22 protein-coding genes are annotated in these 24,997 nt (G+C 72.2%); 10 read left to right on the plus strand and 12 right to left on the minus strand.

Features of this window, described 5'->3' with window-relative positions; genetic code table 11:
- Positions 1-99 precede the first annotated feature (99 nt).
- The 7 genes from ccsB to hemL all read right to left on the minus strand — a co-directional run bounded on the left by ccsB (position 100) and on the right by hemL (position 7,909).
- Positions 100-1,179, minus strand: a complete 1,080-nt coding sequence (ccsB, locus tag ACZ50K_RS25465) for a c-type cytochrome biogenesis protein CcsB (RefSeq protein ID WP_468907163.1) — start codon at positions 1,177-1,179, stop codon at positions 100-102.
- Positions 1,176-2,909 (minus strand): cytochrome c biogenesis protein ResB, encoded by a 1,734-nt coding sequence (resB, locus tag ACZ50K_RS25470; RefSeq protein WP_468907166.1) that lies wholly within the window; start codon positions 2,907-2,909, stop codon positions 1,176-1,178. The genes ccsB and resB overlap by 4 nt, the downstream gene beginning before the upstream one ends.
- Before the next feature lie 24 nt (positions 2,910-2,933).
- A complete protein-coding gene (locus ACZ50K_RS25475) occupies positions 2,934-3,698 on the minus strand; it encodes a cytochrome c biogenesis CcdA family protein (RefSeq protein ID WP_468907271.1) in 765 nt (254 codons plus the stop codon).
- Between the two features lie 16 nt (positions 3,699-3,714).
- Complete coding sequence (locus tag ACZ50K_RS25480; protein ID WP_468907168.1) at positions 3,715-4,311, minus strand: TlpA family protein disulfide reductase; 597 nt, start codon at positions 4,309-4,311, stop codon at positions 3,715-3,717.
- 66 nt (positions 4,312-4,377) lie between these two features.
- Positions 4,378-5,646, minus strand: coding sequence for a polysaccharide deacetylase family protein (locus ACZ50K_RS25485; protein ID WP_468907171.1), 1,269 nt, complete (start codon positions 5,644-5,646; stop codon positions 4,378-4,380).
- A gap of 242 nt (positions 5,647-5,888) precedes the next feature.
- Complete coding sequence (locus tag ACZ50K_RS25490; RefSeq protein ID WP_468907173.1) at positions 5,889-6,590, minus strand: histidine phosphatase family protein; 702 nt, start codon at positions 6,588-6,590, stop codon at positions 5,889-5,891.
- Positions 6,587-7,909, minus strand: a complete 1,323-nt coding sequence (hemL, locus tag ACZ50K_RS25495) for a glutamate-1-semialdehyde 2,1-aminomutase (protein ID WP_468907174.1) — start codon at positions 7,907-7,909, stop codon at positions 6,587-6,589. The genes ACZ50K_RS25490 and hemL overlap by 4 nt, the downstream gene beginning before the upstream one ends.
- 139 nt (positions 7,910-8,048) lie before the next feature.
- On the opposite strand from hemL, the gene ACZ50K_RS25500 reads away from it, so the two are divergent.
- Positions 8,049-8,678, plus strand: a complete 630-nt coding sequence (locus ACZ50K_RS25500; RefSeq protein WP_468907177.1) for a hypothetical protein — start codon at positions 8,049-8,051, stop codon at positions 8,676-8,678.
- Positions 8,679-8,680: 2 nt separating this feature from the next.
- Positions 8,681-9,205: a GNAT family N-acetyltransferase gene (locus ACZ50K_RS25505; protein ID WP_468907179.1), complete on the plus strand. Its 525-nt coding sequence runs from the start codon at positions 8,681-8,683 to the stop codon at positions 9,203-9,205.
- Positions 9,206-9,261: 56 nt separating this feature from the next.
- Here the strand turns inward: ACZ50K_RS25505 and ACZ50K_RS25510 are convergent, their stop codons facing one another.
- Complete coding sequence (locus ACZ50K_RS25510) at positions 9,262-10,161, minus strand: NADP-dependent oxidoreductase (protein WP_468907273.1); 900 nt, start codon at positions 10,159-10,161, stop codon at positions 9,262-9,264.
- Positions 10,162-10,315: 154 nt separating this feature from the next.
- Between ACZ50K_RS25510 and ACZ50K_RS25515 the strand changes: the two genes are divergently transcribed.
- From ACZ50K_RS25515 to ACZ50K_RS25525, 3 genes are all read left to right on the plus strand, one after another.
- Positions 10,316-10,744 (plus strand): winged helix-turn-helix transcriptional regulator, encoded by a 429-nt coding sequence (locus ACZ50K_RS25515; protein WP_468907182.1) that lies wholly within the window; start codon positions 10,316-10,318, stop codon positions 10,742-10,744.
- 83 nt (positions 10,745-10,827) lie between these two features.
- Complete coding sequence (locus ACZ50K_RS25520) at positions 10,828-11,595, plus strand: Mut7-C RNAse domain-containing protein (RefSeq protein WP_468907185.1); 768 nt, start codon at positions 10,828-10,830, stop codon at positions 11,593-11,595.
- Positions 11,596-11,894: 299 nt separating this feature from the next.
- Positions 11,895-13,394: an FAD-dependent monooxygenase gene (locus ACZ50K_RS25525; protein ID WP_468907187.1), complete on the plus strand. Its 1,500-nt coding sequence runs from the start codon at positions 11,895-11,897 to the stop codon at positions 13,392-13,394.
- 62 nt (positions 13,395-13,456) lie between these two features.
- Here ACZ50K_RS25525 and ACZ50K_RS25530 read toward each other — a convergent pair whose 3' ends face one another.
- Positions 13,457-14,065, minus strand: a complete 609-nt coding sequence (locus ACZ50K_RS25530) for a hypothetical protein (protein ID WP_468907190.1) — start codon at positions 14,063-14,065, stop codon at positions 13,457-13,459.
- Between the two features lie 138 nt (positions 14,066-14,203).
- On the opposite strand from ACZ50K_RS25530, the gene ACZ50K_RS25535 reads away from it, so the two are divergent.
- A complete protein-coding gene (locus ACZ50K_RS25535) occupies positions 14,204-14,965 on the plus strand; it encodes an SDR family NAD(P)-dependent oxidoreductase (protein ID WP_468907192.1) in 762 nt (253 codons plus the stop codon).
- A gap of 168 nt (positions 14,966-15,133) precedes the next feature.
- On the opposite strand, the gene ACZ50K_RS25540 is transcribed toward ACZ50K_RS25535, so the two are convergent.
- Positions 15,134-15,808 carry a polysaccharide deacetylase family protein gene (locus ACZ50K_RS25540; protein WP_468907195.1) on the minus strand — a complete coding sequence of 225 codons (675 nt, stop codon included), beginning with the start codon at positions 15,806-15,808 and terminating at the stop codon, positions 15,134-15,136.
- Between the two features lie 143 nt (positions 15,809-15,951).
- Positions 15,952-17,148, minus strand: a complete 1,197-nt coding sequence (locus tag ACZ50K_RS25545) for an RtcB family protein (RefSeq protein WP_468907198.1) — start codon at positions 17,146-17,148, stop codon at positions 15,952-15,954.
- A 172-nt stretch (positions 17,149-17,320) separates the two neighbouring features.
- Here ACZ50K_RS25545 and ACZ50K_RS25550 point away from each other — a divergent pair, with 172 nt between their 5' ends.
- From ACZ50K_RS25550 to ACZ50K_RS25565, 4 genes are all read left to right on the plus strand, one after another.
- Positions 17,321-18,235 carry a DUF3558 domain-containing protein gene (locus ACZ50K_RS25550; protein WP_468907200.1) on the plus strand — a complete coding sequence of 305 codons (915 nt, stop codon included), beginning with the start codon at positions 17,321-17,323 and terminating at the stop codon, positions 18,233-18,235.
- Positions 18,236-18,345: 110 nt separating this feature from the next.
- Positions 18,346-19,122, plus strand: coding sequence for a DUF3558 domain-containing protein (locus tag ACZ50K_RS25555; RefSeq protein ID WP_468907202.1), 777 nt, complete (start codon positions 18,346-18,348; stop codon positions 19,120-19,122).
- 101 nt (positions 19,123-19,223) lie between these two features.
- Positions 19,224-20,585 (plus strand): DUF2637 domain-containing protein, encoded by a 1,362-nt coding sequence (locus ACZ50K_RS25560; RefSeq protein WP_468907205.1) that lies wholly within the window; start codon positions 19,224-19,226, stop codon positions 20,583-20,585.
- A 253-nt stretch (positions 20,586-20,838) separates the two neighbouring features.
- A complete protein-coding gene (locus tag ACZ50K_RS25565; protein WP_468907207.1) occupies positions 20,839-22,980 on the plus strand; it encodes an alpha/beta fold hydrolase in 2,142 nt (713 codons plus the stop codon).
- 110 nt (positions 22,981-23,090) lie between these two features.
- Here ACZ50K_RS25565 and lysS read toward each other — a convergent pair whose 3' ends face one another.
- The gene (gene lysS, locus ACZ50K_RS25570) at positions 23,091-24,818 is read right to left on the minus strand and encodes a lysine--tRNA ligase (protein ID WP_468907210.1); all 1,728 of its coding nucleotides are present in this window, start codon (positions 24,816-24,818) and stop codon (positions 23,091-23,093) included.
- Positions 24,819-24,997 lie beyond the last annotated feature (179 nt).

Below are 24,997 nucleotides of genomic sequence, written 5' to 3' on the forward strand. Positions count from 1 at the left end.
CCTGAGCGGGGGTACGGGCGGGAACGCGGCGGCGGCCGGTGCCCGGGACCGAGGTCCCGGTGCACCGGCCGCCGTCGTCGGCGCGAACCGGCCTGCGGCTCAGACTCCCGCGTAGGAGTGCTTGCCGTTGAGCAGGATGTTCACGCCGTAGTAGTTCCAGATCCAGCAGGCGAAGGCGAACAGGGCCAGGTAGGCGGCCTTGCGGCCCTTCCAGCCGGCGGTGGCGCGGGCGTGCAGGTAGCAGGCGTAGGCCACCCAGGTCACGAAGGACCAGACCTCCTTGGGGTCCCAGCCCCAGAAGCGGCCCCAGGCGTCGTTGGCCCAGATGGCGCCCGCGATGATCGTGAAGGTCCACAGCGGGAACACGGCCGCGTTGATGCGGTACGAGAACTTGTCCAGCGAGGCGGCCGAGGGGAGCCGCTCCAGCACCGAGGAGGCGAACCGGCCGACGGTGCGGCCGCCGGCCAGCCGGGCCTCGTAGGAGTCGCGGAAGAGGTAGAGCACCGTGCCGGCCGCGCCGAGGTAGAAGACCGCGCCGCAGAAGATGGCGGTGGAGACGTGGATCCACAGCCAGTAGGAGTCCAGGGCCGGGACCAGCTGGTCGCTCTCGGTGTACAGCCAGGTGGTGGCGATGCCGAGGTCGAGCAGGACGGTGGTGACCAGGATCAGTCCGAGCCAGCGGACGTTCTTCTTCGCGACCAGCAGGGCCAGGTAGGCGCCGACCGCCACGGTGGAGAAGGTGATCGAGAACTCGTACATGTTGCCCCAGGGGGCCCGCTGCACGGACAGCGCGCGGGTGGCCACCCCGGCCGCCTCGATCAGGAAGGCCAGGGCGGTCAGCGAGACCGCGATCCGGCCGTAGAGGTCGCCCTGCTCGGTGTCGCCGGCCGCGCCGGGGCCGTCCGGGACGTCACGGCTGCCGGCCGCCGCCCGGGTGACCACCTTGGGCCGGTCCAGGACGGCGGTGCCGCCGTCCTTGCCGCGGACCTGTACGGCGGGCGCCTTGGCGGCGGTGCCGGTCAGGGCGGCCGCGGTGCGGCCGACCTTGCTCCGGCTGCCGAAGATCCACTCGGCGATGTGGGCGAGGAAGGCGAGCGTGTAGACCGCCATCGACGAATAGACCAGGTAGTTGCTGATCTGGGCCAGGTTCTCGTTGGCTGCGACTGCGAGCGAGGTCATGCACGCTCTCCTTCAACGGTTTCTTCGACAGGATCCTGCGCCGGGGCGGGCGCCGTGGGCGCCTCCTCGTGCAGGGTGGCGGCCAGCTCGGCCAGTTCCTCGGGGAGCCGGGGGGACTCGCTGCGGCCGAGTCCGGCCAGCTCCACCACGGTCACCCCGTCCGGTCCCGGCACCGCCCGGACCCAGATCCGGCGGCGCTGGATGAACAGGGAGCCGATCAGGCCGAGCACGGCGGCCACCGCTCCGGCCAGGGCGAGCCCGTTCCCGGGCTGCTGGGAGACCTGGAAGGTGGCCCAGCGCTCGATGCCCTCGAACTTCACCGAGCCCGCCCCGTCCGGCAGGGTCAGGGTCTCACCGGGCAGCAGCTTCTTCTTGAGCAGCTCGCCCTTCTCGTCGGTGAACTTCTGCATCTTGCGGGTGTCGAGCTGGTAGACGTTCTGCGGCAGCCCGGAGTCCACCCCGAGGCTGCCGTGGTAGGCGCTGAGCGCCAGCACCGGGAAGTCCAGGGCGGGGAACTGCGAGAACATCGTGCCCTTGCCCTCGCCGGCGTAGGTGGGCACGAACCAGGCGGCGAAGCCCAGCTGGGTCTTCTTGCCGGCCTTGTCGCGGTAGCCGTCGGTGACCTTGACGGCTCCGGAGGAGGTGAGGTTGGAGTCCTGGGGCAGCATCGGCACGGCGTCCCGGAAGATCACCTGGCCCTTGCGGTCGGTGACCGAGATGATCGGCGCGTATCCGTGGCCCAGCAGGTAGACCTTGGAGCCCTGGACGTCGAGCGGCTCGTTGACCTCGATCTCGGCCTTGTGCGGGGTGGCGTAGGGGCCGTCCTGGACCGTGACGTACGCCTTGAAGTCGCGGGGGGTGCCCTTCTGCGGGCCGGTCTTCTCGAAGGTGGCGTCGAACCGGTCGAGGCTGAAGCTGAACCGGGGCAGCTCGTCGGGGTCGAAGAGGCTGCCGGACTTGAAGTCGTCGTACTGGGTGAGCGTGTTCGAGAAGCCCTGGCCGCGCAGGACCAGCTTGCCGCCCTCGGACTTGAAGAGCTGCCCGGTGGCGAAGGCGACCAGCATCACGATCAGCGCGATGTGGAAGAGCAGGTTGCCTGCCTCGCGGAGGTAGCCCTTCTCGGCGGCGACCGATCCGGCGCCCGCGCCGGTGCCGGGCTCGGTGCGGAAGCGGCGCCCGCCGAGCAGGGTCCGGGCGTGCTCCAGGACCGCCTCGGGGGCGGCCCCGGTGCGCCAGGTCGCGTAGACCGGCAGCCGGTCCAGCCGCTTGGGGGCGGCCGGCGGGCGGCCCCGGAGCTGCCCGACGAACTGCCAGGTGCGGGGCACGATGCAGCCGATGAGCGAGATGAACAGCAGCAGGTAGATCGCGGAGAACCAGAACGAGGTGTAGACGTCGAAGAGCTGGAGCTTCTCGGCGGCCGGCACCCAGAACTCGTGGGTCCGCTTCCACTCGGCGACCTTCATCGGGTCGACCTGGGTCTGCGGGACCAGCGATCCGGGGATGGAGCCCAGGGACAGCAGGAGCAGCAGGATCAGCGCCACCCGCATGGAGGTGAGCTGCCGCCAGAACCAGCGGGCCCAGCCGATCACCCCGATGCCGACCGGTGCGGTGTCCTGGCCGCCGTCCTCGACGGGGGCGGTGGACAGCTGGGCGGAGGCCGCGCTGTCCGTGGCGTCGGGCACGGGCCCGGTGTCCGCTGCCGTGTCCGTGCTGTTGTCTGTCGTCCTCATGTCCTGCTCATGTCCTGTTGGCCCTCAGATCCCGACGGTGAAGCCGCTGGTCCAGCTCTGCATCTCCCACACGATGCTGTTCCAGATTCCTGTGACGAGCAGCAGACCGGTGAGGATCAGCATGCCGCCACCGATCCGCATGACCCACGCGTAGTGCTTCTTGACCCAGCCGAACGCGCCCAGCGCCTTGCGGAAGGCCACGGCGGCGAGGATGAACGGCACCCCGAGGCCCAGACAGTAGACGGCGGTCAGCAGGGCGCCCCGGCCGGCGCTCGCCTCGTTGATGGACAGGGTGGCGAGGGCGCCCAGGGTGGGTCCGGTGCAGGGGGCCCAGCCGATGCCGAAGAGCACTCCGAGCAGGGGGGCGCCGACCAGTCCGGCGGTGGGCTTCTTGTGGAAGCGGAACTCCCGCATGGTGACGCCCGGGATCAGTCCCATGAAGAACAGCCCGAGCAGGATGACCAGACCGCCCATGACCCGGGATATGACGTCCCGGTTCTGCTGGAGGGTGTCGCCGAAGTAGCCGAAGAGGGCTCCCCCGGAGACGAACACGGCGGTGAACCCGAGGACGAACAGGCAGGCGCCGGCGAGCAGCCGGCCGCGCTTGGCCTCGGCGAGGTCGGCGCCGCTGGCCCCGGTGACGTACGAGAGGTAGCCGGGCACCAGCGGCAGGACGCACGGCGAGAAGAAGGAGACCAGACCGGCCAGCAGGGCGATCGGCATGGCCAGCAGCAGGCCGCCGCTCAGCACGGTCTCGTTGACGCCGATGTCCTGGGCCAGCGGCAGCATGGCGGGGGTCACCGGGTCACTTCTCCGCGAGCAGCGGGTCGATCATCTTCCGCAGCCGGGTGTCGTCCAGCGCGGTCAGGGCGCGGGCCGCGATCCGGCCCTCCTTGTCCAGCACGATGGTCGAGGGGATGGCCGCGGGGTTGAGGGTGCCGGAGGGGAAGCGGAGGATCAGCTTGCCGTCCGGGTCGAAGAGGCTCGGGTAGGTGATCCCGAAGTCCTTCTCGAAGTTCTGCGGGTTCAGCTTGCGCGGGTCCCGGGTGTTGATGCCGACGAAGGCCACGGGCGCGCCGTCCTTGGCGAGCTGGTCGGAGACCTTCTTGAAGTACGGGGCCTCGCTGCGGCACGGGGCGCACCAGGAGCCCCACACGTTGAGGACCACCACCTTGCCCTTGAGGGCGGTGGTGTCGAGGGTCCCGCCGTCGAGGGTCTCGCCGTCGAGCTTGGGGGCCGCCACCCGCTCGCTTCTGGCGACGGTGGAGATCCCGCTGGGCCCGGTCACGTAGTTACCGCCGGCGGAGCTCGCGGACTTGCCGCCCTCGCCGCACGCCGTGAGGGTGACGGTGCTCGCGAGGGCAAGGCCGGTCAGCAGGATGGGGGCGCGGCCGATTCTCATGTGAAAAGTTTCGCATGGGCATATCAGGGATCTTCCGCGCCCCCCGGGACATCGCGTCGCCGCTGATCAGGCGGCCGTCAGGAACGTTTTCCAGCCGCCGGCCGGTGCCTGGCCCGGGGCCAGGGTGCGCATCTTGGCCAGAACCGCCGGGTCCTGGGCGTCGAGCCAGTCCACGAACTGCCGGAAGGATACGAGGCGTACGTCCTTTTTGTCCGCCATCGCCTTGAGGGCTTCCTCCACGGCGTCCATGTAGATCCCGCCGTTCCACTGCTCGAAGTGGTTGCCGATGAACAGCGGCGCCCGGTTCGTCTCGTATGCCCGCTTGAACCCGTTGAGGTAGGTGCCGGTCGCCTGCTTACGCCAGGCCGGGTAGTTGGAGGGCACGCCCCGGGTGGTGTTCTTCGACTGGTTCGCGAGGATGTTGTAGTCCATCGACAGCACCTCGAAGGAGTGCCCGGGGAACGGCAGCGACTGCAACGGCAGGTCCCAGATCCCGCCCCGCTTCACCGGCCACTGCTGGAGGCCGCCGGGCGAGCTCGCGTCGTACCGCCAGCCGAGCGCCTTCGCGGTCGGCAGCAGCCGCTCCTGCCCGAGCAGACAGGGGGTCCGGCCGCCGACCAGCTCCCGGCGGTAGTCGAAGGGCAGCGGCTCCAGGTCGGTGAACCCCGTGTTGGTCCGCCAGTTGGTGACGAAGGACACGGCCTGCTCGGTCTCGCTGCGCCAGTCCTCGGAGCTCCACTTCCCGACCGAGCCGGAGCCGCCGCAGAAGTGGCCGTTGAAGTGGGTGCCTATCTCGTGCCCGTCGAGCCAGGCCTGACGGACGTTCTTCAGGGTCAGCCGGACGTTCTCGTCCTTGAGGTAGCCGATGTCGGAGGCGCCGACCCGGTTCCTCGGCGGCTTGTAGAGGTCCTTCTTCGACTCCGGCAGCAGATAGATCCCGGAGAGGAAGAAGGTCATCGCCGCCCGGTGGTCCTTCGCCAGCTTCAGGAAGCGGGGGAAGAGACCGTTGCCTATCTCACCCGCCCCGTCCCAGCTGAACACCACGAACTGCGGCGGGGTCTCCCCGGGCTGCAGCCGCACCGGCTTGTCCGGCTGGTGCGGCTGCGGCCCCGTGTCCGAGGTCGAGCCGTCACCTATCGGCCTGCCGGGCGCCGGCCCGCCGTCGGGTCCTCCCGAGGCCTCACCGGACCCCTTCGGCCCCGGGGTGGCAGACCCGGAGGCACCACCACCGCCACCACTGCCGCTGCCGCCACCGCTGCCGCAGCCCGCGACACCCACGGCGGCCGCGGCACCCAATCCGAGCCCCAACGCACCCCGTCGGCTGAATTCACGCATGACACCGTCCCCCTGTCGCTCGTTCACATACACCCTGTCGTGCCCATATAGACGGACAAACGTACGTGGTGGATGCATCCGATACGGGGATTCCCTCGCGTAGCCGCATGTATTTGGCCAAACCCGTAACAGCCGCGCACCAAACGGTCACATGCACGGCCCGGATCGTGGCGCGCATCACACGGGGAGGGCCCGTGACGGGGGCCGGGCCGGGGGCCGCGCCCCCGGCCGGGGAACCGCGACTACGCCCCGAAGGCCTTCGACTGGCCCTTCACCGGCTTGGCCCCCGCCAGGAGGTGTGCCGGGACCAGGTCTCGGGCCGGCTCGCTGTAACCCACCGAGACGATCTTGTCGCCGCGGTAGGTGAACGAGGTCAGCGAGGCCAGGGTGCACTGCCGGCGCCGCGGGTCGTGCCACAGCCGGCGCTTCTCCACGAAGCTCCGCACGATCCAGATGGGCAGCTGGTGGCTCACGCACACCGCCTCGTGCCCGCGGGCCGCGTCCTTCGCCGCGTCCAGCGCGCCCATCATCCGGACCACCTGCTCCACGTACGGCTCGCCCCAGGACGGCCGGAACGGGTTGGTCAGGTGCTTCCAGTTCTCCGGCTTGCGCAGCGCACCGTCGCCCACGCCGAAGGTCTTGCCCTCGAAGACGTTCTCCGCCTCCAGCAGCCGGGCATCGGTGGCCAGGTCCAGACCGTGGGCCTTGGCGACCGGTGCCGCGGTCTCCTGCGCCCGCTCCAGCGGGGAGGACACCACATGGGTGATGTCCCGGCCCTCCAGGTGCTCGGCGACCCGGTCGGCCATCTCCCGCCCCAGCTCGGACAGGTGGTAGCCGGGCCGGCGGCCGTAGAGCACGCCCTCGGGGTTGTGGACCTCCCCGTGCCGCATCAGATGGACGACGGTGATGTCGTCCGGGGCGCTGTTTCCCGTGCTGCCGCTCATGCGGTGGCCTCCGCGGCGGCGCGGGCGGCGGCGGGCAGGGCCGCCGCGATCCGCTCGACCGCCCGCTCGTCGTGGGCGGTGGACACGAACCAGGACTCGAAGGCGGACGGCGGCAGGTAGACGCCCTGCGCCAGCATCGAGTGGAAGAAGCCGTTGAAGCGGAAGGACTCCTGCTTCTTGGCGTCCTCGTAGTTCCGCACCTCGTCCTCGGTGAAGAACACGGAGAACATGTTGGACGCCGTCTGCAGCCGGTGCGCCACGCCCTCCTTGGCGAGCGCCCCGCTGACCAGGCCCTGGATCTCCCGGGAGACCGCGTCGACCTTCTCGTACGCGGCGGCGTCGAGCAGCCGCAGCTGTGCCAGGCCCGCCGCGGTCGCGATCGGGTTCCCGGAGAGCGTGCCCGCCTGGTAGACGGGACCGGCCGGCGCCAGGTGGCCCATGACGTCCGCCCGGCCGCCGAAGGCCGCGGCCGGGAACCCGCCGCCCATCACCTTGCCGAAGGTCATCAGGTCGGGCTTCACCCCGTCCACCCCGTACCAGCCGGCCCGGCTGGTACGGAAGCCGGTCATCACCTCGTCGGAGATGTACAGCGCGCCGTTCTCCCGGCACAGGTCCGCCAGGCCCTGGTTGAAACCGGGGCCGGGGGTGACCACGCCCATGTTGCCGGGCGCCGCCTCGGTGATCACACAGGCGATCTCGCCGGGGTGCGCGGCGAACGCCGCCCGCACCGCCTCCAGGTCGTTGTAGGGGAGCACGATGGTGTCCCCTGCCTGCGCCCCGGTCACGCCCGGGGTGTCCGGCAGCGCGAAGGTCGCGAGCCCGGAGCCGGCGGCGGCCAGCAGCGCGTCCACGTGGCCGTGGTAGCAGCCGGCGAACTTCACCACCTTGGCGCGGCCGGTGAACCCGCGGGCCAGCCGGATCGCCGACATGGTCGCCTCGGTGCCCGAGGACACCAGCCGGACCTGCTCGACGGGCTCGATCCGGGCGACGATCTCCTCGGCCAGCGCGACCTCGCCCTCACCGGGCGTACCGAAGGAGGTGCCGCGCGCCACGGCCTCCTGCACGGCGGCGACCACCTCGGGATGCGAATGTCCGAGAATCATCGGCCCCCAGGAACAGACGAGGTCGACATACTCCCTGCCATCGGCATCGGTGAGATACGGACCGGTACCGGACACCATGAACCGGGGCGTACCGCCCACGGCTCGGAAGGCGCGGACCGGAGAGTTCACGCCGCCGGGGGTCACGAGGGACGCGCGCTCGAAGAGCGTCTGCGAAACTGGGGCTTCATACGTGTACGGGTAGCTCACACCAGCCATGGTCTCAGAGGCCGCGACAGACTTGCGGACGGGCGTTTCACCGCTGCGGCGCGGGGGAGGTCACTGCCATGATGATCAGGCTGCGTGGCGGGGGCTGCGGAGCCGGGGCAGGCGCAGGCAAGACCAGTCGGGTGGAGATATGCAACGCGGTGGTGGACCGGGCGAGGGTACGGACGGCCTCGACCCGCAGCGCGCCCGCGAAGCCAGGGAGGCCCGGCAGGCCCGCCGGCGCAGCGGCGGCAAGCACCGGCGCGCTTCCGCCGAGCCGGCCGGCCCGGCATCGAACCCGTCCCCCTCTGCGGACTCCGGCGCGGGCGTCGGGGGCCGCGGCATGGGAGTGACGTACAAGTACTTCGGCGCCCCGGACGGCGCCACGGCCGCGCGGGTCCCGGTCACCATGCGCCCCGAGGAGCTCGGCGGGGACGAGCTGGGCATGGGCGGCATGTTCACCAAGATCAAGCCGGAGACGGTGGCCGCGATGGTCCTGACCGGCATCGAGGGCATACCCCTGCACAAGGTGCCCCCGCTGGAACTGGTGGTCCTGCACCCCGACTACGCGGTGGTCAAACTCCCCATGACCGTGGTCGACCCGCTGCGCGGGATCGGCGAGGAATCGGTCGGCGCGGCGGCCTTCATCTGGTCCACGGTCCCCGACCGGGGCGGCCCCCGGGACGCCTTCAACGTCTACCAGCTGCTCCACGAATGGCAAGATTTCAGCCATCGTCTGCACGAGGCCGGCCACCAGCCCTACTGTCTGGTCTGGCCCTGATCATGACCACGCCCCCGGGGGACACCCCCGTACTGCTGACCCCGTGGGCCGAGGGCCGCGCGTTCGAGCTGCTGCTGGAGCGCGCCAACGCCCCCGGGATGACCCGTTTCCTCGGCGGCCCGGAGACCCCGGCCAAACTCGCCGACCGGCAGCGCCGGTACGTGGCGCTCAGCGCCCGGGAGCCGGCCGCGGGCCGGATGTTCCGGGTGGACGTGGCCGGCGAACCGGCCGGCACGGTCGGCTTCTGGGAACGGGACTGGCTCGGCGAGCCGGTCTACGAGACCGGCTGGGGCATCCTCCCCGGGTTCCAGGGCCGCGGCCTGGCCGTGGCCGCCGTCACCGCCCTGATCGCCCACGCCCGGACCCACGGCACCCGCCCCTCCCTGAACGCCTTCCCCGGCCTGGAGCACGGGGGTTCCAACGGCGTGTGCCGCCGCGCGGGCTTCACCCTGGTCGGGGAGACGGACTTCGAGTACCCGCCCGGCCAGGTCCACCGGGGCAACCACTGGCGCTTCGACCTCGGCTGAGGGCGCGGCGGCGGGCCCGGGCGGGCAACGGCGGCCCCGGCGGTTCGCGGGGCCCGTCAGGTGGTGAGGACCGCGCGGCCGCGGTGGCCGCCCGCGGCGAGCAGGGTGTGGGCGGCGGCGGCCTCCGCGAGCGGGTAGACGGCGCCGACCCGGAGGGTGAGCGCCCCCTCGTCCACCAGGCCGGCCAGTTCGGCCAGTCGCGCGCCGTCCGCGGCCACCTCCTGTTCCAGCACCCGGACCCCCCGGACCGGCTCCGGGCTGCCGCCCGGCGTCAGACCGACGTACACCCCGCCGTCCCGGACGGCGTCCAGGGCCACCCCGTTCAACACCGCCGCGTCCAGCACCCCGTCCACCCCGAGCCCGGCCGGAGCCGACCCCCGGGGCAGGAACCCGGTCGCGCCGAGGCCCCGTACGAGTTCCTCGTCCTCCGCGCCGGCCAGCGCGGTGACGACCAGCCCGGCCCGGGCGGCCAGTTGCACCGCGAGTCCGCCGACCATCCCGGCCGCGCCGGTGATCAGGACGGAGTCCCCGGCGGTCAGCCCCAGTTGGTCCACCGCGCGGGCCGCCGTCAGCCCGGCGAGCGGCAGTACGGCCGCCGCCTCCTGCGGCACCGACTCCGGGGCGGCGGCCAGCGCGTCCGCGTCGAGGACCGCGTACTCGGCGTGCGAGCCGAGCGGTTTCACCGTGCCGTAGTGCAGGGCCACCACCGACTGTCCGGGCGTCCAGCCGGACACCCCGGGGCCGAGTTCCGCCACCTCACCGGCCACGTCCCAGCCGAGCCCGACCCGCTGCCCGGCCCCGCCGAACACCCCGGCCCTGACCAGCGCGTCCACCGGATTCACCCCGGCCGCCCGGACCCGCACCAGGACCTGCCCGGCCCCGGGCACCGGCACCGGGACCTCGGCGATCCCCAGCACCTCCGGCCCGCCGAACCCGTCCACCACGACCGCCCGCATCGTCCCCGTCGTCGACCCCATGACCTCTCCCCACTCCCGGCGTTCCCGCCGTTCTCGGCGTTCCCGATGCGCACTAACTTATGGAGAGTTACTTTCCTTCCGTAAGGACGCACATGAAGGTGCGTACCCGACCCGGAGGGAAGTGGGGCACCCCATGGCCACTCAGACCGCGGCGGCCCGCAGGGCCGAAGCCCGTGCCGCCTACGACGCGTTCGTCGCGGACTGCCCGACCGGGCAGCTCCTCGCCCGGATCGGCGACAAATGGGCCGGCCTGGTCATCGGCGCACTCCGCGAATCCGCCGAGGCCACGGCACCCGGCAGCATGCGGTACAGCGAACTCGGTCGCCGCATCCCCGGGGTCAGCCAGAAGATGCTCACCCAGACCCTCCGCACCCTGGAGCGCGACGGTCTGGTCTCCCGGACCGTCACCCCCTCGGTCCCGGTCCGCGTCGACTACGCCCTCACCCCGCTCGGCAGCAGCCTCGGCGGTCTGCTGTCCGCCGTGAAGCTGTGGGCCGAGACCCACTTCGACGAGGTCCACGAGGCCCGCGACCGCTACGACCGGACCGCCGCCACCGCCTGACACCGCCCGGCACCGCCCGGCAGCGGACCGTCCGCCCGGAAAAACCGCACCCCGGCCGGGCGGCCCGATGGCATGCTGAGCCCGTGAACGGTCCCGACATCCACCTCACCCTCGCCCCCGAGCTGCGGCTCTTCGCCCCGCCGGCCCGCCGGGCGGAACGCACCCCGACGGCCACCGACGGCGCCTCCAGCCTCGGCCATGTGGTCGAGTCCACCGGTGTCCCGCTGACCGAGGTCGGCCGGCTGCTCGCCGACGGCGAGGAAGTCCCGGTCTCGTACGTCCCGTTGGGCGGCCAGCACATCGAGGTGGAGGCCGTCACCCGCCCCCAGCAGGTCCCGGGCGCCCCCCTCCGCTTCCTCCTCGACGTGCACCTCGGCACCCTCGCCCGCCGGCTGAGGCTGCTGGGCGTGGACACGGCGTACGAGAACGAGGACATCGGCGACCCGGCCCTGGCCACCCGCTCGGCGGCCGAGCGGCGGGTGCTGCTGTCCCGCGACCGGGGGCTGCTGCGGCGCCGCGAGATCTGGGCCGGCGCCTATGTCTACAGCGACCGGCCGGACGACCAACTCCGCGACGTCCTGGGCCGGTTCGCGCCCCGCCTGGAACCGTGGACCCGCTGCACCGCCTGCAACGGCACCCTGCGGACGGCCGACAAGGAATCGGTCGGCGAACTGATCGAGGGCGGCACGCAGCGGACGTACGACGTCTTCGCACAATGCGGCTCCTGCGACCGGGTCTACTGGCGCGGCGCCCACCACGCCCGCCTGGAGCGCATCGTCTCGGAAGCGGTGGAGGAGTTCGGCCCCTACGGCCGCGCCTACTCCGGCACCCGGGGCCCGCAAAACCCCTGACACACCCCCGCCCGCCGGGGGGGGGGGGGGGGGGGGGGGGCCCCCCCCCCCCCCCCCCCGGCCCCCCGCCCCCCCCCGCCGCCCCCCGCCCCCCCCCCCCGGGGGGGGGGGGCCCCCCCCCCCCCCCCCCCCCCCGGCGGCCCGGGCACCCGGGCCGCGGCCGCGCGAGCACCCGGACACCCGGGCCGCGGCCGCGCGGGCGCCGACCGCCCGGCCGGAGGCCCGGGCCGTGGCGCCGCGCCGGAGGCGCCTGGCGCGGGTCCCGGCCGCCGCCCCCGGTGGCTGGCAGACTCCCCGCCATGACCGCCACCCCCACCCCCGGGTCCGTCGATGTCGCCGTGGTGGGCGCCGGCCCCACCGGACTGCTGCTCGCCGGTGACCTCGCCGCCGCCGGACTCACCGTGGCCTTGCTGGAGCGGCGGCCGAGCACCGCCGCCAACCTCACCCGGGCGTTCGCCGTGCACGCCCGGACCCTGGAACTGCTCGACGCCCGCGGCCTCGCGGACGAGCTGGTGGCCACCGGCCGCCCGGTGCGGCGGCTGGGCCTGTCCGACCGGCTCGCCGTCCGGCTCGACGACCTCGCCGCCCGCACCCGTTTCCCGTACGTGCTGGTCACCCCGCAGTACGAGACCGAGCGGCTGCTGGAACGCCGCGCACTGTCCACAGGTGTGGACATCCGCTACGGAACCGAGTTCACCGCCCTCCGCGAGCTCGCCGACCGGGTCGAGCTGAAGGTCCGCACCGCCGACGGCGCCTCCGGAGTCCTGCACGCCCGCCACCTGGTCGGCACCGACGGCCACCGCTCCGCCGTCCGGGCCTCCCTCGGCCTGCCCTTCCCCGGCCAGTCCGCGATCCGCTCCGTCATCCTGGCCGACGTACGGCTCACCGACCCGCCGCCCGACGTCCTCACCTTCAGCGGCAACGGCCGGGCCTTCGCCTTCCTCGTGCCGTTCGGTGACGGCTGGTACCGGGCCATCGGCTGGCAGCGCGACCGGCAGCCCGCCGACGACGCCCCCGTCGACCTCTCCGAGCTCCGCGACATCACCCGGGACTGCTTCGGCACCGACCACGGCATGCACGACGCCCGCTGGATCTCCCGTTTCCACAGCGACGAACGCCAGGTCCCGCGCTACCGCACCGGCCGGGTCTTCCTCGCCGGGGACGCCGCACACGTCCACACCCCGGCCGGCGGCCAGGGCATGAACACCGGCATCCAGGACTCCGCCAACCTCTCCTGGAAACTCGCCGCCGCCCTGAACGGCCGCGCCGCCGACCCCGAGGCCCTCCTCGACAGCTACCACGGCGAACGGCACCCGGTCGGCCGGATGGTGCTGCGCAGCAGCGGCGCCCTGATCCGGATGGTGATCGGCGGCACCGCCGCGATGCGCGGCGCCCGCACCCTCGGCGGCGCCGTCCTGGGCAGCGTCCCGGCCGCCCGCGCCCGGGCCATGGGCCTGATCACCGGGATCGGCATCGCCTACCCGCCGCCCCCCGGCGGCCGCCGCCCGGCGGGCCGACGGGCCCCGGACGTGCCGCTCACGGACGGCGGCCGCCTGTACGAGCGCCTGCGCACCGGTGACTTCGTCCTGCTCACCCCGGCCCCGGCAGCCCCGCAAACCTCTCCTGCGGCTCTGCCCGCTCCCGCCCCCGGGATCACCCACGCCCACTGGCGCGACCCGCACCGGACCACCCACGCGCTGATCCGCCCAGACGGCTACATCGCCTGGTCGGCGGAACACCCCTCCGAAGCGGACACCAGCACGGCGATCGCCGGCTGGCTCGCCCCCACCCGCCCCTGAACACCACACCGGCCGGGCCCACAGGCCCGGCCGGTGTCTCGGATGCTCAGAACCTCCGAGGCTCAGAAGGCGTACGCGTCGCCCGTGTCCAGGGCCAGCACCACGTGCTCGTCATTGGCCCGGTTCCGGTCGGTCGCCCCGCCGTTCCACAGGGTGTCGACCCGCAGGACCACCTCGGACGGCCGCTCCTTCAGCCGCAGCACCAGCCCGATGTGGCGGCCCCGCCCGTGCGCGGGCAGGGCGCCCGTCTCGCACACCACCTCGCGCAGTCCGGCCCGGGCGCAGCCCCCGGCCAGTTCCTGCCGGTCCGCGAGGTCCGCGGACAGCCTCAGCCGGAGCGTGGCGGTGGCGAGGGCCGAGGGGCCCTCGTTCTCCGGGATCAGCAGCACGCCGAGCCGGCCCGCCGAGAGCGACACCCGGCCGTGGTAGCCCACGTCCGCCTCCGCCTCCGGTCCGACGGCGACGCCCGCGCCGACCCCGGCTGCCACGCCGGGCCCGGACGCGTGGGCGGCTCCCGCGGCCCCGGCCCCGAGCACCACGGCCACCGCGGCCGCCACCGCGCTCCGTACGACACCGCCAGGACGACGCGCCCTCAGCGCGGCCATCACCACCGTCACCACCGTCACCACCTCCAGTGACCCGGACGCTAGCCCGCCGACCGGTCGCACCATCGGACCATCACACGAACGAGGGCGCTGCGTCCCGCCATCTGCCCGGGCCCGGGGACCCGGCGACCCGGCGGCCCCGCGCCCGCCCGCTGCCTATGCTGGCCGGAACAGCCCGTACGCACATACGAGGGAGCTCCGCACATGAGCACGGCCACCCGGACCGCAGTAGTCACCGGCGCGAGCAGCGGGATCGGTGCGGCCACCGCCCGGCAGCTGGCCGCGGCCGGCTACCACGTCGTACTCACGGCCCGCCGCAAGGACCGCATCGAGGCGGTCGCGGAGGAGATCCGCGCGGCCGGCCACTCGGCGGCCGCGCACGCCCTCGACGTCACCGACCGGGCCGCCGTGGACGCCTTCGCCGCCTCCCTCGACGGCTGCGCGGTCCTGGTCAACAACGCGGGCGGGGCGCTCGGCGCCGAACCGGTCGCCACCGGCGACCCGGCCGACTGGCGCACCATGTACGAGGTCAACGTGATCGGCACGCTGAACCTCACCCAGGCCCTGCTGCCCGCCCTGGACGCCTCCGGCGACGGCACCGTGGTCGTCCTGTCCTCCACCGCCGGGCACTCCACGTACGAGGGCGGCGCCGGGTACGTGGCCGCCAAGAACGGCGCCCGGGTCCTCGCCGAGACCCTCCGGCTGGAGATCGTCGGCCGCCCGGTGCGGGTCATCGAGATCGCCCCCGGCATGGTCAAGACCGAGGAGTTCGCGACCACCCGCTTCCGCGGGGACACCGACAAGGCCGCCAAGGTGTACGCGGGGGTGGCCGAGCCGCTCACCGCCGAGGACGTGGCCGAGACCATCACCTGGGCGGTCACCCGCCCCAGCCACGTCAACATCGACCTGCTGGTGGTCCGGCCGCGCGCGCAGGCCTCCAACACCAAGGTGCACCGGGAGCTCTGAGCGGCCGGGCCGTCACCGGCCCGGCCCTTCGGCCGGCCCGGCCCGCTGGATGACCCGCCCGTTGGATGACCGGCCCGTTGGATGACCGGCCGCCCGGGGTTGCTCCACGCTCCCGGGCGGCCGGCCGTCATGGGGGCCGCGGGCCGTCGTCGGCCCGCGCGGACCCGGTCAGACCAGACCGGCGGCTTTCAGCGCGGGCATCAGGGCGGCCGGCTTCAGCCCGGCGGCCTTCGCCGCCGCCAGCGTCCGCTGGAGGTCCGCCGCGAGGGTCGGCGTGAAGTGCAGCAGCACCACGTCGCCCGCCGCGAGCCGCGGGGTGGGCGGCGGGGTGTCGCCCCAGGTGGTCAGGTCGTGGGTCCAGGTGACCAGGGCCTTCATCCCGCAGGCCTTCGCGGCCAGCCGGACCTCGTCGTTCACGGCCCCGTACGGCGGGCGCAGCAGCTTGGGCGCCCGCCCGAAGGTGGCCTGCAACTGGTCCCCGGCCCCGCACACCTCCGCGTCCTTGCCGGCCGCGTCGAGGGTGGTCAGATCGGGGTGGTTCACGGTGTGGTTCTCCACCGTGGCCCGGCCCTCGTCCGTCAGCCGGGTGAAGTAGCCGGTGTCGTAGGAGGTGGCGCCCGGCAGCAGGAACAGGGAGGCCGGCACCCGCTTGTCGATCAGCGTCTGGGCGACCGCGGGGTCGTGGTACCACCCGTCGTCGATGGTGATGAAGACGACCTTCTCCTGGGTCGGGACCTTCGACACGACCGGCGGCAGACCCGCCCTGGCCTGCGCGGATCCGACCATTCCCACGCTCAGCGACAAGGACGCGAGCACACCGAGAACCACACGCGATCTCCACATGCGGCACACCTTGGTCTAGACCAACTCACCCCGTCAACCCCCTTGCACCACACGGTGGTTGCTTCGTCGCGACCGACACACGGAGGGGCCCGGACCGTTTCCGGTCCGGGCCCCTCCGCTCCCCCGACAGCCGCGCCCCGGGCTCAGCCCTTGACGCAGATGAGCTGCTTCAGCTTGGCCACCACGCGCACCAGATCGGTCTGCTGCGCCATGACCTGCTCGATCGGCTTGTAGGCGGCCGGGATCTCGTCCACGACCCCCGAGTCCTTGCGGCACTCAACCCCCCGGGTCTGGTCCGCGAGGTCCCGCACCGAGAACCGCTTCTTCGCCGCGGTCCGGCTCATCTTCCGGCCCGCCCCGTGCGAGGCCGAGTTGAAGGCCTTCTCGTTGCCCAGCCCCTTGACGATGTACGAGCCCGCGCCCATCGAACCGGGGATGATCCCGTAGTCCCCGCTGCCCGCGCGGATCGCGCCCTTGCGGGTGACCAGCAGGTCCATGCCCTCGTACCGCTCCTCCGCCACGTAGTTGTGGTGGCAGCTGATCTCCTGCTCGAAGGAGACCTTCGCCTTCCGGAACTCCTTCCGGACGACCTCCTTGAACAGCGCCATCATCACGGCCCGGTTGTACTTGGCGTACTCCTGCGCCCAGTACAGGTCGTTGCGGTACGCCTCCATCTCCGGAGTGGCGGCGAGGAACACCGCGAGGTCGCGGTCCACCAGGCCCTGATTGTGCGAGAGGCCGCGGGCGATGCCGATGTGGTGCATGGCCAGCTCGTTGCCGATGCCCCGCGAGCCGGAGTGCAGCATCAACCAGACGGAATCGGACTCGTCCGTGCAGAATTCGACGAAGTGGTTGCCGGATCCGAGCGTTCCGAGCTGCTTCGCGGCCCGTTCCCGACGGAACTTGACCTCGTCCGCCAGGTAGTCGAACCGTTCCCACAGGTCCCCGAAGCCCCGCTCGGTCCCGAAGCCGTACAGCCGGGCCGGGTCGACCGGGTCGCGGTGGAGGCCGGCGCCGACCGGGATGGCCCGCTCGATCTGCGAACGCAGCTTCGAGAGGTCCCCGGGCAGGTCGTTGGCGGTCAGCGAGGTCTTGACCGCGGACATTCCGCAGCCGATGTCCACGCCGACGGCGGCCGGGCAGACCGCGTCCTTCATGGCGATCACCGAGCCGACCGTGGCCCCCTTGCCGTAGTGGACGTCCGGCATCACCGCCAGGCCCTTGATCCACGGGAGGGTGGCGACATTGTGGAGCTGCTGCATCGCGCTGTCTTCGACGGCCGCCGGATCGGTCCACATCCGGATCGGGACCTTCGCCCCGGGCACCTCTACATACGACATTTCATCCCCACTACCCCGTAAACCAAAGAAAAGCCTGAATACGCAAAAAGCCTCGCTCTCGGTCCCAAACGCGACAAGGGACCGGCATCAGCGCCAGCGCGTGCGGTAGACATTGTGTCCATCGCCCGCCACACCGCGGCAACGGAATATTCGACCGAGGGAGCCACAAGACGTGCAGCGCAAGGCAGTACGGCTGACCCTGCCGGGCATCGCGGTGCTCGCCGCGCTCGTGACCGGCTGCACCGCCGGCGACGCCGGCAAGGCGGGCGGCGGCGACTCCAAGGGCGGTGTCGACGCCCCGGTGGCCGCGGCCCCCGGCAAGTACCGCAGTCTGCCGATGCCCTGCAAGGCCGTGGACGAGAAGCGGACCAAGGCCATGCTGCCCGTCGACCCCGAGCTGCCCGCGGACCGCCGGGACCAGCTGTACGCCGGGGTGGCCGACACCTCCTACGACGGGGACCGCCGGGTCGGCTGCCGCTGGAAGGCGCAGGACACCGACACCACCACCCGGCTCCTCTACGTCGGCTTCGAGCGGGTGGTCTCCTACGACCGGGCCGCCGCCAGCGACGACGACAAGGCGCACCTGGTGTACGAGCGCCAGCTCGTCGGCGCCGGCCTGCCCGCGGCCGTGACCTCCACCACCCCGCCCACCGGCACCACCGGCACCACCGGGTCGCCCGCCCCGGGCAGTTCCCCCGGCGCCACCCCCTCCCCCGGCGCCCCCTCGGGCCCCACCGGCGGAAGCGGCTCCCCCGGCAGCGGCAGCCCCAGCGGCAGCAGCGGCACCGACTCCGGCGAGCTCGGTTCGCGCCGGCTGGACGGGCTGGGCGACGAGGCCTTCCTCCTCGACCGGTCCGCCACGACCGCCGGGGCACCGGGCTCCACCGGCACGGCCGGTACGACCGGCACGACGGGCACGACCGCCCCTTCCCGCACGGTCCGGATCGTGTTCCGCACCTCGAACGTCATCGTCACGGTCGACTACGGCGTGCTGCCCTCCACCGCGAGCACCGAGGTGTCGGCCGAGGAAACCCAGGAACTGACAGTGGAGTTGGCGGAGGCACTCGCCGAGCGCTTCGGCGACTAGGCGCACCCTCGGCGGGCCGCCGGGGCGCGTCCGCGTGATGGCGGGCACAGCAGGCCGTCCCCCGATCGGGCTACGGTTGCCGGGTCCCGCCGTCCGTCATTGAAGGAATCATGCGCCGATCAGCCTCCCGTCTCACCCGCGTTCTCGCTTGCGCGTCCGTCCCGGTGCTCCTCGCCGTGGCCGGCTGCTCCTCCGATTCCGGCAAGGGGGGCTCCGACTCCGGCAACGACAAGAAGGCGTCCGATTCATCCGGTTCGTCCTCCTCGGCCGGCTCCACCGGCGGCTCGGGTTCCGGTTCCGCCCAGCCGAGCGCCGAGCCCTCCGCGACCAAGCTCCCGGAGGTCGCGGTCGCCAAGCTGCCCGACCCCTGCAAGGTGATCCAGGCGAAGACCGTCACGGCGCTGGTGCCCGAGGTCAAGAACGCGGGCGGTCTGGCGACCAAGTCCAACGACCTCGCCAACCGGGCCGGCTGCTCCTGGAACGGCCTCGACGAGAACGGCCTGAAGGGCTCGGACTACCGCTGGCTGGCCGTCTCCCTGGTCCGCTACGACTCCCACGAGTCCCTCGGCAGCGGCGACAAGCGCGCCGAGGAGCAGTACGCCAAGCAGGTCGAGGCGGCCAAGGGCTCCGAGGGTGCGCAGAAGGTCGCGGCGCAGGAGGTGGCCGGGGTCGGTGACCAGGCCACCAGCGTGACGTACAGCGTGAAGAAGGACGTGGAGTTCTTCAACACCACGGTGGTGGCCCGGACCCACAACGTGGTGGTCACCCTCGACTACAACGGTGCCGCCTACGAGGGCGCCACCGCCCCCGACCGGGCGAAGCTGACCCAGGGCGCGATCGCCGCCGTCAAGGAGGCCGTGAACGCGGCCGGGGCCGCCAAGCAGTAGCCCGGGCGCCGGCTCCCGGCGTCCACCCGTACTCTGTGGCCAGAGTTTGGCCAGATTTTGACCGGAGCTGGACAAGTGGGAGGGGATCGCGGGTGGCCGCGATGGAGCTGACTCGGACGCACCGAATACTCATCGGCGTCGTGGTGGCCGGAGCCGTGGTGATCGCGGCGATCGGCTTCGCGGGCTCGTATTCCGCGGTCCGCGCCCTGGCCCTGAAGAAGGGCTTCGGCGACTTCTCGCTGGTGTTCCCGATCGGCATCGACGCGGGCATCTGTGTGCTGCTCGCCCTCGACCTGCTCCTCACCTGGATCCGGATCCCGTTCCCGCTGCTGCGGCAGACGGCCTGGCTGCTGACCGCGGCGACGATCGCGTTCAACGGCGCGGCCGCCTGGCCGGACCCGCTGGGCGTGGGCATGCACGCGGTGATCCCGATCCTGTTCGTGGTCACGGTGGAGGCGGCCCGGCACGCGGTCGGCCGGATCGCGGACATCACCGCGGACCGGCACATGGAGGGCGTCCGGATCACTCGCTGGCTGCTCTCGCCGGTGCCGACGTTCAAGCTGTGGCGGCGGATGAAGCTGTGGGAGCTGCGCAGTTACGAGCAGGCCGTGGGCATGGAGCAGGACCGGCTGATCTACCAGGCCCGGCTCCAGGCCCGTTACGGTCGCGGCTGGCGGCGGAAGGCCCCCGTGGAGGCGCTGATGCCGCTGCGGCTGGCCCGGATCGGCGTCCCGCTGGCGCAGACCGCCGCCGACGGCCTGGCCGCGGCCGGGATCGCCCCGGCCCTGCTGCCCCCGGCCGCGCCGGATCCGGCGCCGGCCCCGGCCCAGGTGACGGCCTCGGCCCAGCCCGCCCTCACGGCGGCCGAGCCCACCCCCGGATCCGCCTCCGGATCCGCCTCCGAATCCGCGGCCGAGGCCCCGGACGACGCCGCCGCCCCCCAGCCCGTCCAGCAGGCGCAGGCCGCCCAGACCGCGCAGGTTCCCCAGCAGGCGGCCCAGCCGCCCGTCTACGCGATGGACCCCACCGCGATGCCGGCCGCGCACAACAGCGCCTGGTTCGCCGCCCCGAAGGCACCGCAGGCCGCGTACGAGGGCGGCTACAACCCGCAGTACGTCGAGGGCCTGGAGCCCACCCCGGTGCTCGCGCCGACCGGCCCCGGCCCGGAGGAGGAGCCCGCCCCCGGGCTCCCCGACGCCCCGGACGTCCCCGCCAGCGCCGAGGTGCCCGAGGTGCCCGAGCAGCTCCCGCCGGACGAGCACGAGTTCACGGAGGCCGCCTACAAGGTGTTCCGGATGTTCATCAACGAGCACGGGAACTTCCCGACCCCCGAGGCGCTCGACATACACCTCTCCGACGGCTACGGGGTGACGCACCCGCGCAGCACCTCCCTGCTCCGCCGGATGATGCCGGACCTCCGGCAGCGCTACGAGGTCGAGGCCGCGGCCGAGCACATCGCCTGAGCCCGAGCACGGCCACGACCACGACCACACAGGCGAGAGGGCCCGCACCCCACCGGGGTGCGGGCCCTCCGGCGTGCCGGGGCCGGGCCGTGGGGACCGACTGCCGGCTGAAACATTCCCGAGGGACGGCTGCAGTCTTCCCCCGCCAGTCTGCTCCCACAGGGGCGGAGGAGGGGCCTTCGCCCTGCCGCCGTCCATAGAAGAGGTGTGAATGATCGTGCGGAATGTGACCGCCCCGTCCATCGCAGTGGGAATGGGGATCAGCGTCCTCGCCTCGCTGATCTCCCTGGCAGCCGTTCCCGCCGAAGCGGCCCCGACCCCGACCCCGAAAGGAGTGAACTGGGAGCCGTGCCGGGATGCGGCGGCGGACTGGAACCGCAAGGACGATCGCAGTGAATGCGCCCTCATTCCTGTTCCGGTCGACTATTCCAAGCCGGCCGGCCGGAAGATAGACATCGCCGTGAGCCGGGTCAAGGCCACCGGAAAGCGCACGGGCGCCCTGTTCGGCAACCCCGGAGGTCCGGGCCTGCCCGGCACCCCGATCCCCTTCGAACTCCTCGACAGCCGGCTGGCTGCGATGAACGAGGAACTCGATTTCATCGGCATCGACACGCGTGGAACGGGATACAGCGCCCAGATTTCCTGCGACGCACCCGAATCGCCGCCGACGGAAACCGAGAAGGAGGCGTTCGAGCGACAGGCGGACCAGAAGCGCACGTGCATCGCCAAGGACCCGGAGCTGGCGCTCTCCATCAGCATGGAGAACGCCGCCCGGGACATGGACCACATCCGGCAGGTACTGGGTTACCCGAGGATAAACTTCTACGGAAATTCCGGCGGCACCGCACTGGGTGCGGTCTACCGCTCGATGTTCGACCACCGAGTCGACCGCATGTGGCTGGACTCGATCATGTCCCCGGTCGGCCAGGATGCTGCCGTCACCGCACAGGTCGCGCAGGATCACGCCGCATACCAGCGGTTCTTCAAGTGGCTCGCCGACAGGAACGCGACCTACGGGTTCGGGAACTCGGCCAAGAAGGTCGAGTCCGCGCTGATCGCGTTGCAGGCGAAGGTGGGTCGTGCGGAATTCGCCCCGTCCCTCGATCCGAATCCGAAGGCAGCTCCGGACCGGTGGCGACGGTCTGCGGCGAAACTGCTGGAGCTCCGGAAGAGCGGTGCGGGCAACAGCCCCCGACAGCAGAATGCGGATCGCAGGACGTTCGGTTTCGGCGAGATCGGCCGTAATTACGGGTTCACCCACGATGCCTTCATGTGCAACGCGAGCACGGACGGCCGGACGTACGCGGACTTCGTCGAGATGAGGAAGAAGCGGCAGACCGAGTATCCCTTCGCGACGAACGCCAACGACGAACTCATCATGTTCTGCGCGGGCTGGCCGGCGGGCAAGGCCTGGGACCTCAGGCCCGGAAAGAGCCGGCTGCAACTGTCAGGCCACAAGTTCGAGATCGTCACGCCCTACGCGTGGGCGGAGATGATGCACGAGAAGATCGGCGGCTCTCTGCTGACGGTCATGGACGCGACGCACTCCAGTATGAAGTCCAAGGACCTGGCCTGCGGATCCAAGGTGGTCGACTTCTTCCGGAAGGGCACCACCACGGACGGCAGTTGCCCCGGTCTCCCCGATGATCCGACGGGCTTCCCGGGACCTGCCGGCGATCTGGCGGGCACCGTGAGGCTCCCGAACTGCTCGGCTTCGCTGGTCCGCCCCCGCACCGCCCGCGACGGGGACAAGGCCCTGCTGCTGAGCAACGGGCACTGCCATCCCGCGGGGCGGCCGAAGCCGGGTGAAGTGGTCACCGACAAGGGTGTCCCGGTGGAGGGCAGCGTGCTGAGCCCGGCAGGCCGCGAACTGGGCCCGGTGACGGGACGGGTCGTGTACGCGACGATGACCGGAACCGACGTGATGCTGGCACAGCTGGATTCGACGTACGCGGACATCCGGCGGAAGTACGGGGTGGAGGCGTTCCCGCTGGCCTCGTCCGCTCCCGCTGCCGGGCAGCGGATCAAGGTGGCGTCGAGTTTCCTGGAAAGCGTGTGGTCCTGCCGGGTCGAGGCGGTGGTTCCGACCCTCAGGGAGGGCGACTATTCCTCGGCCGACGCGCTCCGGTACGCGAAGGAGTGCGACACCCGGCCCGGAAGCTCCGGATCGGCCGTGGTCGATGCCCGGACCGGGGAGCTCGTCGCGGTGAACAGCACCAGCAACCGGGACGGCAAGCAGTGCGAACTCAACAACCCGTGTGAGGTGGACGGCACGGGCACCACGGTCCACCGAGGGCGCGGATACGCCACGCGGACCGCGGCGATCGCCGCCTGCGTCGGAGCGGGCAACGCGCTGGACCTCACCCGCCGGGAATGCGAACTGCCCAAGCCCTGACCCCGACCTTGACCCCGACCTTGACCCCGGCCGCGGCCGCGGCCGCGAGCATGCGGAAGGGCCCGCACCCCCCAGGGGTGCGGGCCCTTCGCCGTGCCGGGCGCGGTCCGCTACGCCGCGAGCAGCCTGCGGACCCGGTCCGCGCCGACCGCGAGCAGCAGCGTGGGCAGCCGCGGGCCGGTCTCCCGGGTGACCAGGAGGCGGTAGAGCAGGGCGAAGAAGGTGCGCTGCGCGACCTTCAGCTCCGGCGTGGGCTTGGCGTCGGGCTCCAGCCCGGCCATCACCTTCGGCACCCCGTAGACCAGGGTGGTCAGCCCGTCGAGGGACCAGTGCGAGTCCAGGCCCTCCAGGAGCAGCCGCAGGGATTCACGGCCGTCCGCGTCCAGGGAGGACAGCAGCTCGGTGTCCGGCTCCTCGCGGACCAGGGTCCGCTGGTCGGCCGGGACCTGGGTGGTGATCCAGTTCTCGGCGCGGTCCAGCCGGGGCCGGACCTCGTCCAGCGAGGTGAGCGGCTGCTCCGGGTCGAGGTCGCCGAGGATCCGCAGGGTCTGCTCGTCGTGCCCGGCGGTGATGTCGGCGACGGACGCGAGCGTCCGGTACGGCATCGGGCGGGGGGTGCGCGGCAGCTCGGCGGCGGCGGTGCGCACGGCGCGGGTGTGGGAGGCGGCGTCGGCGGGCAGCACGCTGCCGTCGGCGACCTTGGCCTCCAGCTTGTCCCACTCGTCGTAGAGCCGCTGGATCTCCTGGTCGAAGGCGATCTTGAAGGACTGGTTGGGGCGGCGGCGGGCGTAGAGCCAGCGCAGCAGCTGCGGTTCCATGATCTTCAGCGCGTCGGCCGGGGTGGGGACCCCGCCCTTGCTGGAGGACATCTTGGCCATGCCGCTGATGCCGACGAAGGCGTACATCGGGCCGATCGGCTGCTCGCCGCCGAAGATGTGGACGATCTGGCCGCCGACCTGGAAGGAGGAGCCGGGCGAGGAGTGGTCCACGCCGGAGGGCTCGAAGATCACGCCCTCGTAGGCCCAGCGCATCGGCCAGTCGACCTTCCAGACCAGCTTGCCGCGGTTGAACTCGGAGAGCTTGACCGTCTCGGTGAACTCGTCCTCGGCGCAGACGTAGGTGAGCTCGGTGGTCTCGTCGTCGTAGGCGGTGACCTTGGTGAAGTCCTTGCCGCACTGCCCGCAGTAGGGCTTGTACGGGAAGTAGCCGCCCTCGCCGGTGCTGCCGTCGTCCTCGGCGGCGGCGCCGGAGCCCTCGGCGGCCTCCAGCTCGGCCTCGTCCACCGGCTTCTGCTGGGGCTTCTTGCCGCCCGGCTTCTGCTTGGTGCGGTACTGGTCGAGGATGGCGTCGATGTCGCCGCGGTGCTTCATCGCGTGCAGGACCTGCTCGCGGTAGGTGCCCGCGGTGTACTGCTCGGTCTGGCTGATGCCGTCGTACTCGACGCCGAGCTCGGCAAGCGCCTCGACCATGGCGGCCTTGAAGTGCTCGGCCCAGTTCGGGTACGCGGAGCCCTCGGGGGCGGGGACCGAGGTCAGCGGGCGGCCGATGTGCTCGGCCCAGCTGCCGTCGACTCCGGGGACGCCGGCCGGCACCTTGCGGTAGCGGTCGTAGTCGTCCCAGGAGATCAGGTGGCGGACCTCGATGCCCCGGCGGCGGATCTCGTCCGCGACCAGGTGCGGGGTCATGACCTCGCGGAGGTTGCCCAGGTGGATGGGGCCCGACGGGGAGAGTCCGGACGCGACGACGACAGGTTTGCCGGGTGCTCGGCGCTCCGCCTCGGCGATGACCTCGTCCGCGAAACGGGAGACCCAGTCGGTCTCGGTGCTGCTCTGAGCCACGACACGTCCTTCTATCTCAAATGCTGGCGTCAGCCTTACCTCCGGCCATTCTCCCAGACGGAAGCCGCCGCTCCGGGGTTGCCTTTATCCCGTGAGACGGGAAGTCGCCCCGTGGGATACTCGGGGGCAGCTCGGGGGCACCTCTCCCGTCTTCTCCCGTCTCACAGGAACGGCAGCTC

It is taken from the genome of Streptomyces sp. NPDC033845, from assembly GCF_055576225.1.

Excerpts from the sequence above, each read along its gene's own strand:
- ccsB (WP_468907163.1), bottom strand. The coding sequence starts at position 1,179 with ATGACCTCGCTCGCAGTCGCAGCCAACGAGAACCTGGCCCAGATCAGC.
- resB (WP_468907166.1), bottom strand. The coding sequence starts at position 2,909 with ATGAGGACGACAGACAACAGCACGGACACGGCAGCGGACACCGGGCCC.
- ACZ50K_RS25475 (WP_468907271.1), bottom strand. The coding sequence starts at position 3,698 with ATGCTGCCGCTGGCCCAGGACATCGGCGTCAACGAGACCGTGCTGAGC.
- ACZ50K_RS25480 (WP_468907168.1), bottom strand. The coding sequence starts at position 4,311 with ATGAGAATCGGCCGCGCCCCCATCCTGCTGACCGGCCTTGCCCTCGCG.
- ACZ50K_RS25485 (WP_468907171.1), bottom strand. The coding sequence starts at position 5,646 with ATGCGTGAATTCAGCCGACGGGGTGCGTTGGGGCTCGGATTGGGTGCC.
- ACZ50K_RS25490 (WP_468907173.1), bottom strand. The coding sequence starts at position 6,590 with ATGAGCGGCAGCACGGGAAACAGCGCCCCGGACGACATCACCGTCGTC.
- hemL (WP_468907174.1), bottom strand. The coding sequence starts at position 7,909 with ATGGCTGGTGTGAGCTACCCGTACACGTATGAAGCCCCAGTTTCGCAG.
- ACZ50K_RS25500 (WP_468907177.1), top strand. The coding sequence starts at position 8,049 with ATGCAACGCGGTGGTGGACCGGGCGAGGGTACGGACGGCCTCGACCCG.
- ACZ50K_RS25505 (WP_468907179.1), top strand. The coding sequence starts at position 8,681 with ATGACCACGCCCCCGGGGGACACCCCCGTACTGCTGACCCCGTGGGCC.
- ACZ50K_RS25510 (WP_468907273.1), bottom strand. The coding sequence starts at position 10,161 with ATGCGGGCGGTCGTGGTGGACGGGTTCGGCGGGCCGGAGGTGCTGGGG.
- ACZ50K_RS25515 (WP_468907182.1), top strand. The coding sequence starts at position 10,316 with ATGGCCACTCAGACCGCGGCGGCCCGCAGGGCCGAAGCCCGTGCCGCC.
- ACZ50K_RS25525 (WP_468907187.1), top strand. The coding sequence starts at position 11,895 with ATGACCGCCACCCCCACCCCCGGGTCCGTCGATGTCGCCGTGGTGGGC.
- ACZ50K_RS25530 (WP_468907190.1), bottom strand. The coding sequence starts at position 14,065 with ATGGTGCGACCGGTCGGCGGGCTAGCGTCCGGGTCACTGGAGGTGGTG.
- ACZ50K_RS25535 (WP_468907192.1), top strand. The coding sequence starts at position 14,204 with ATGAGCACGGCCACCCGGACCGCAGTAGTCACCGGCGCGAGCAGCGGG.
- ACZ50K_RS25540 (WP_468907195.1), bottom strand. The coding sequence starts at position 15,808 with ATGTGGAGATCGCGTGTGGTTCTCGGTGTGCTCGCGTCCTTGTCGCTG.
- ACZ50K_RS25545 (WP_468907198.1), bottom strand. The coding sequence starts at position 17,148 with ATGTCGTATGTAGAGGTGCCCGGGGCGAAGGTCCCGATCCGGATGTGG.
- ACZ50K_RS25555 (WP_468907202.1), top strand. The coding sequence starts at position 18,346 with ATGCGCCGATCAGCCTCCCGTCTCACCCGCGTTCTCGCTTGCGCGTCC.
- ACZ50K_RS25560 (WP_468907205.1), top strand. The coding sequence starts at position 19,224 with ATGGAGCTGACTCGGACGCACCGAATACTCATCGGCGTCGTGGTGGCC.
- ACZ50K_RS25565 (WP_468907207.1), top strand. The coding sequence starts at position 20,839 with ATGGGGATCAGCGTCCTCGCCTCGCTGATCTCCCTGGCAGCCGTTCCC.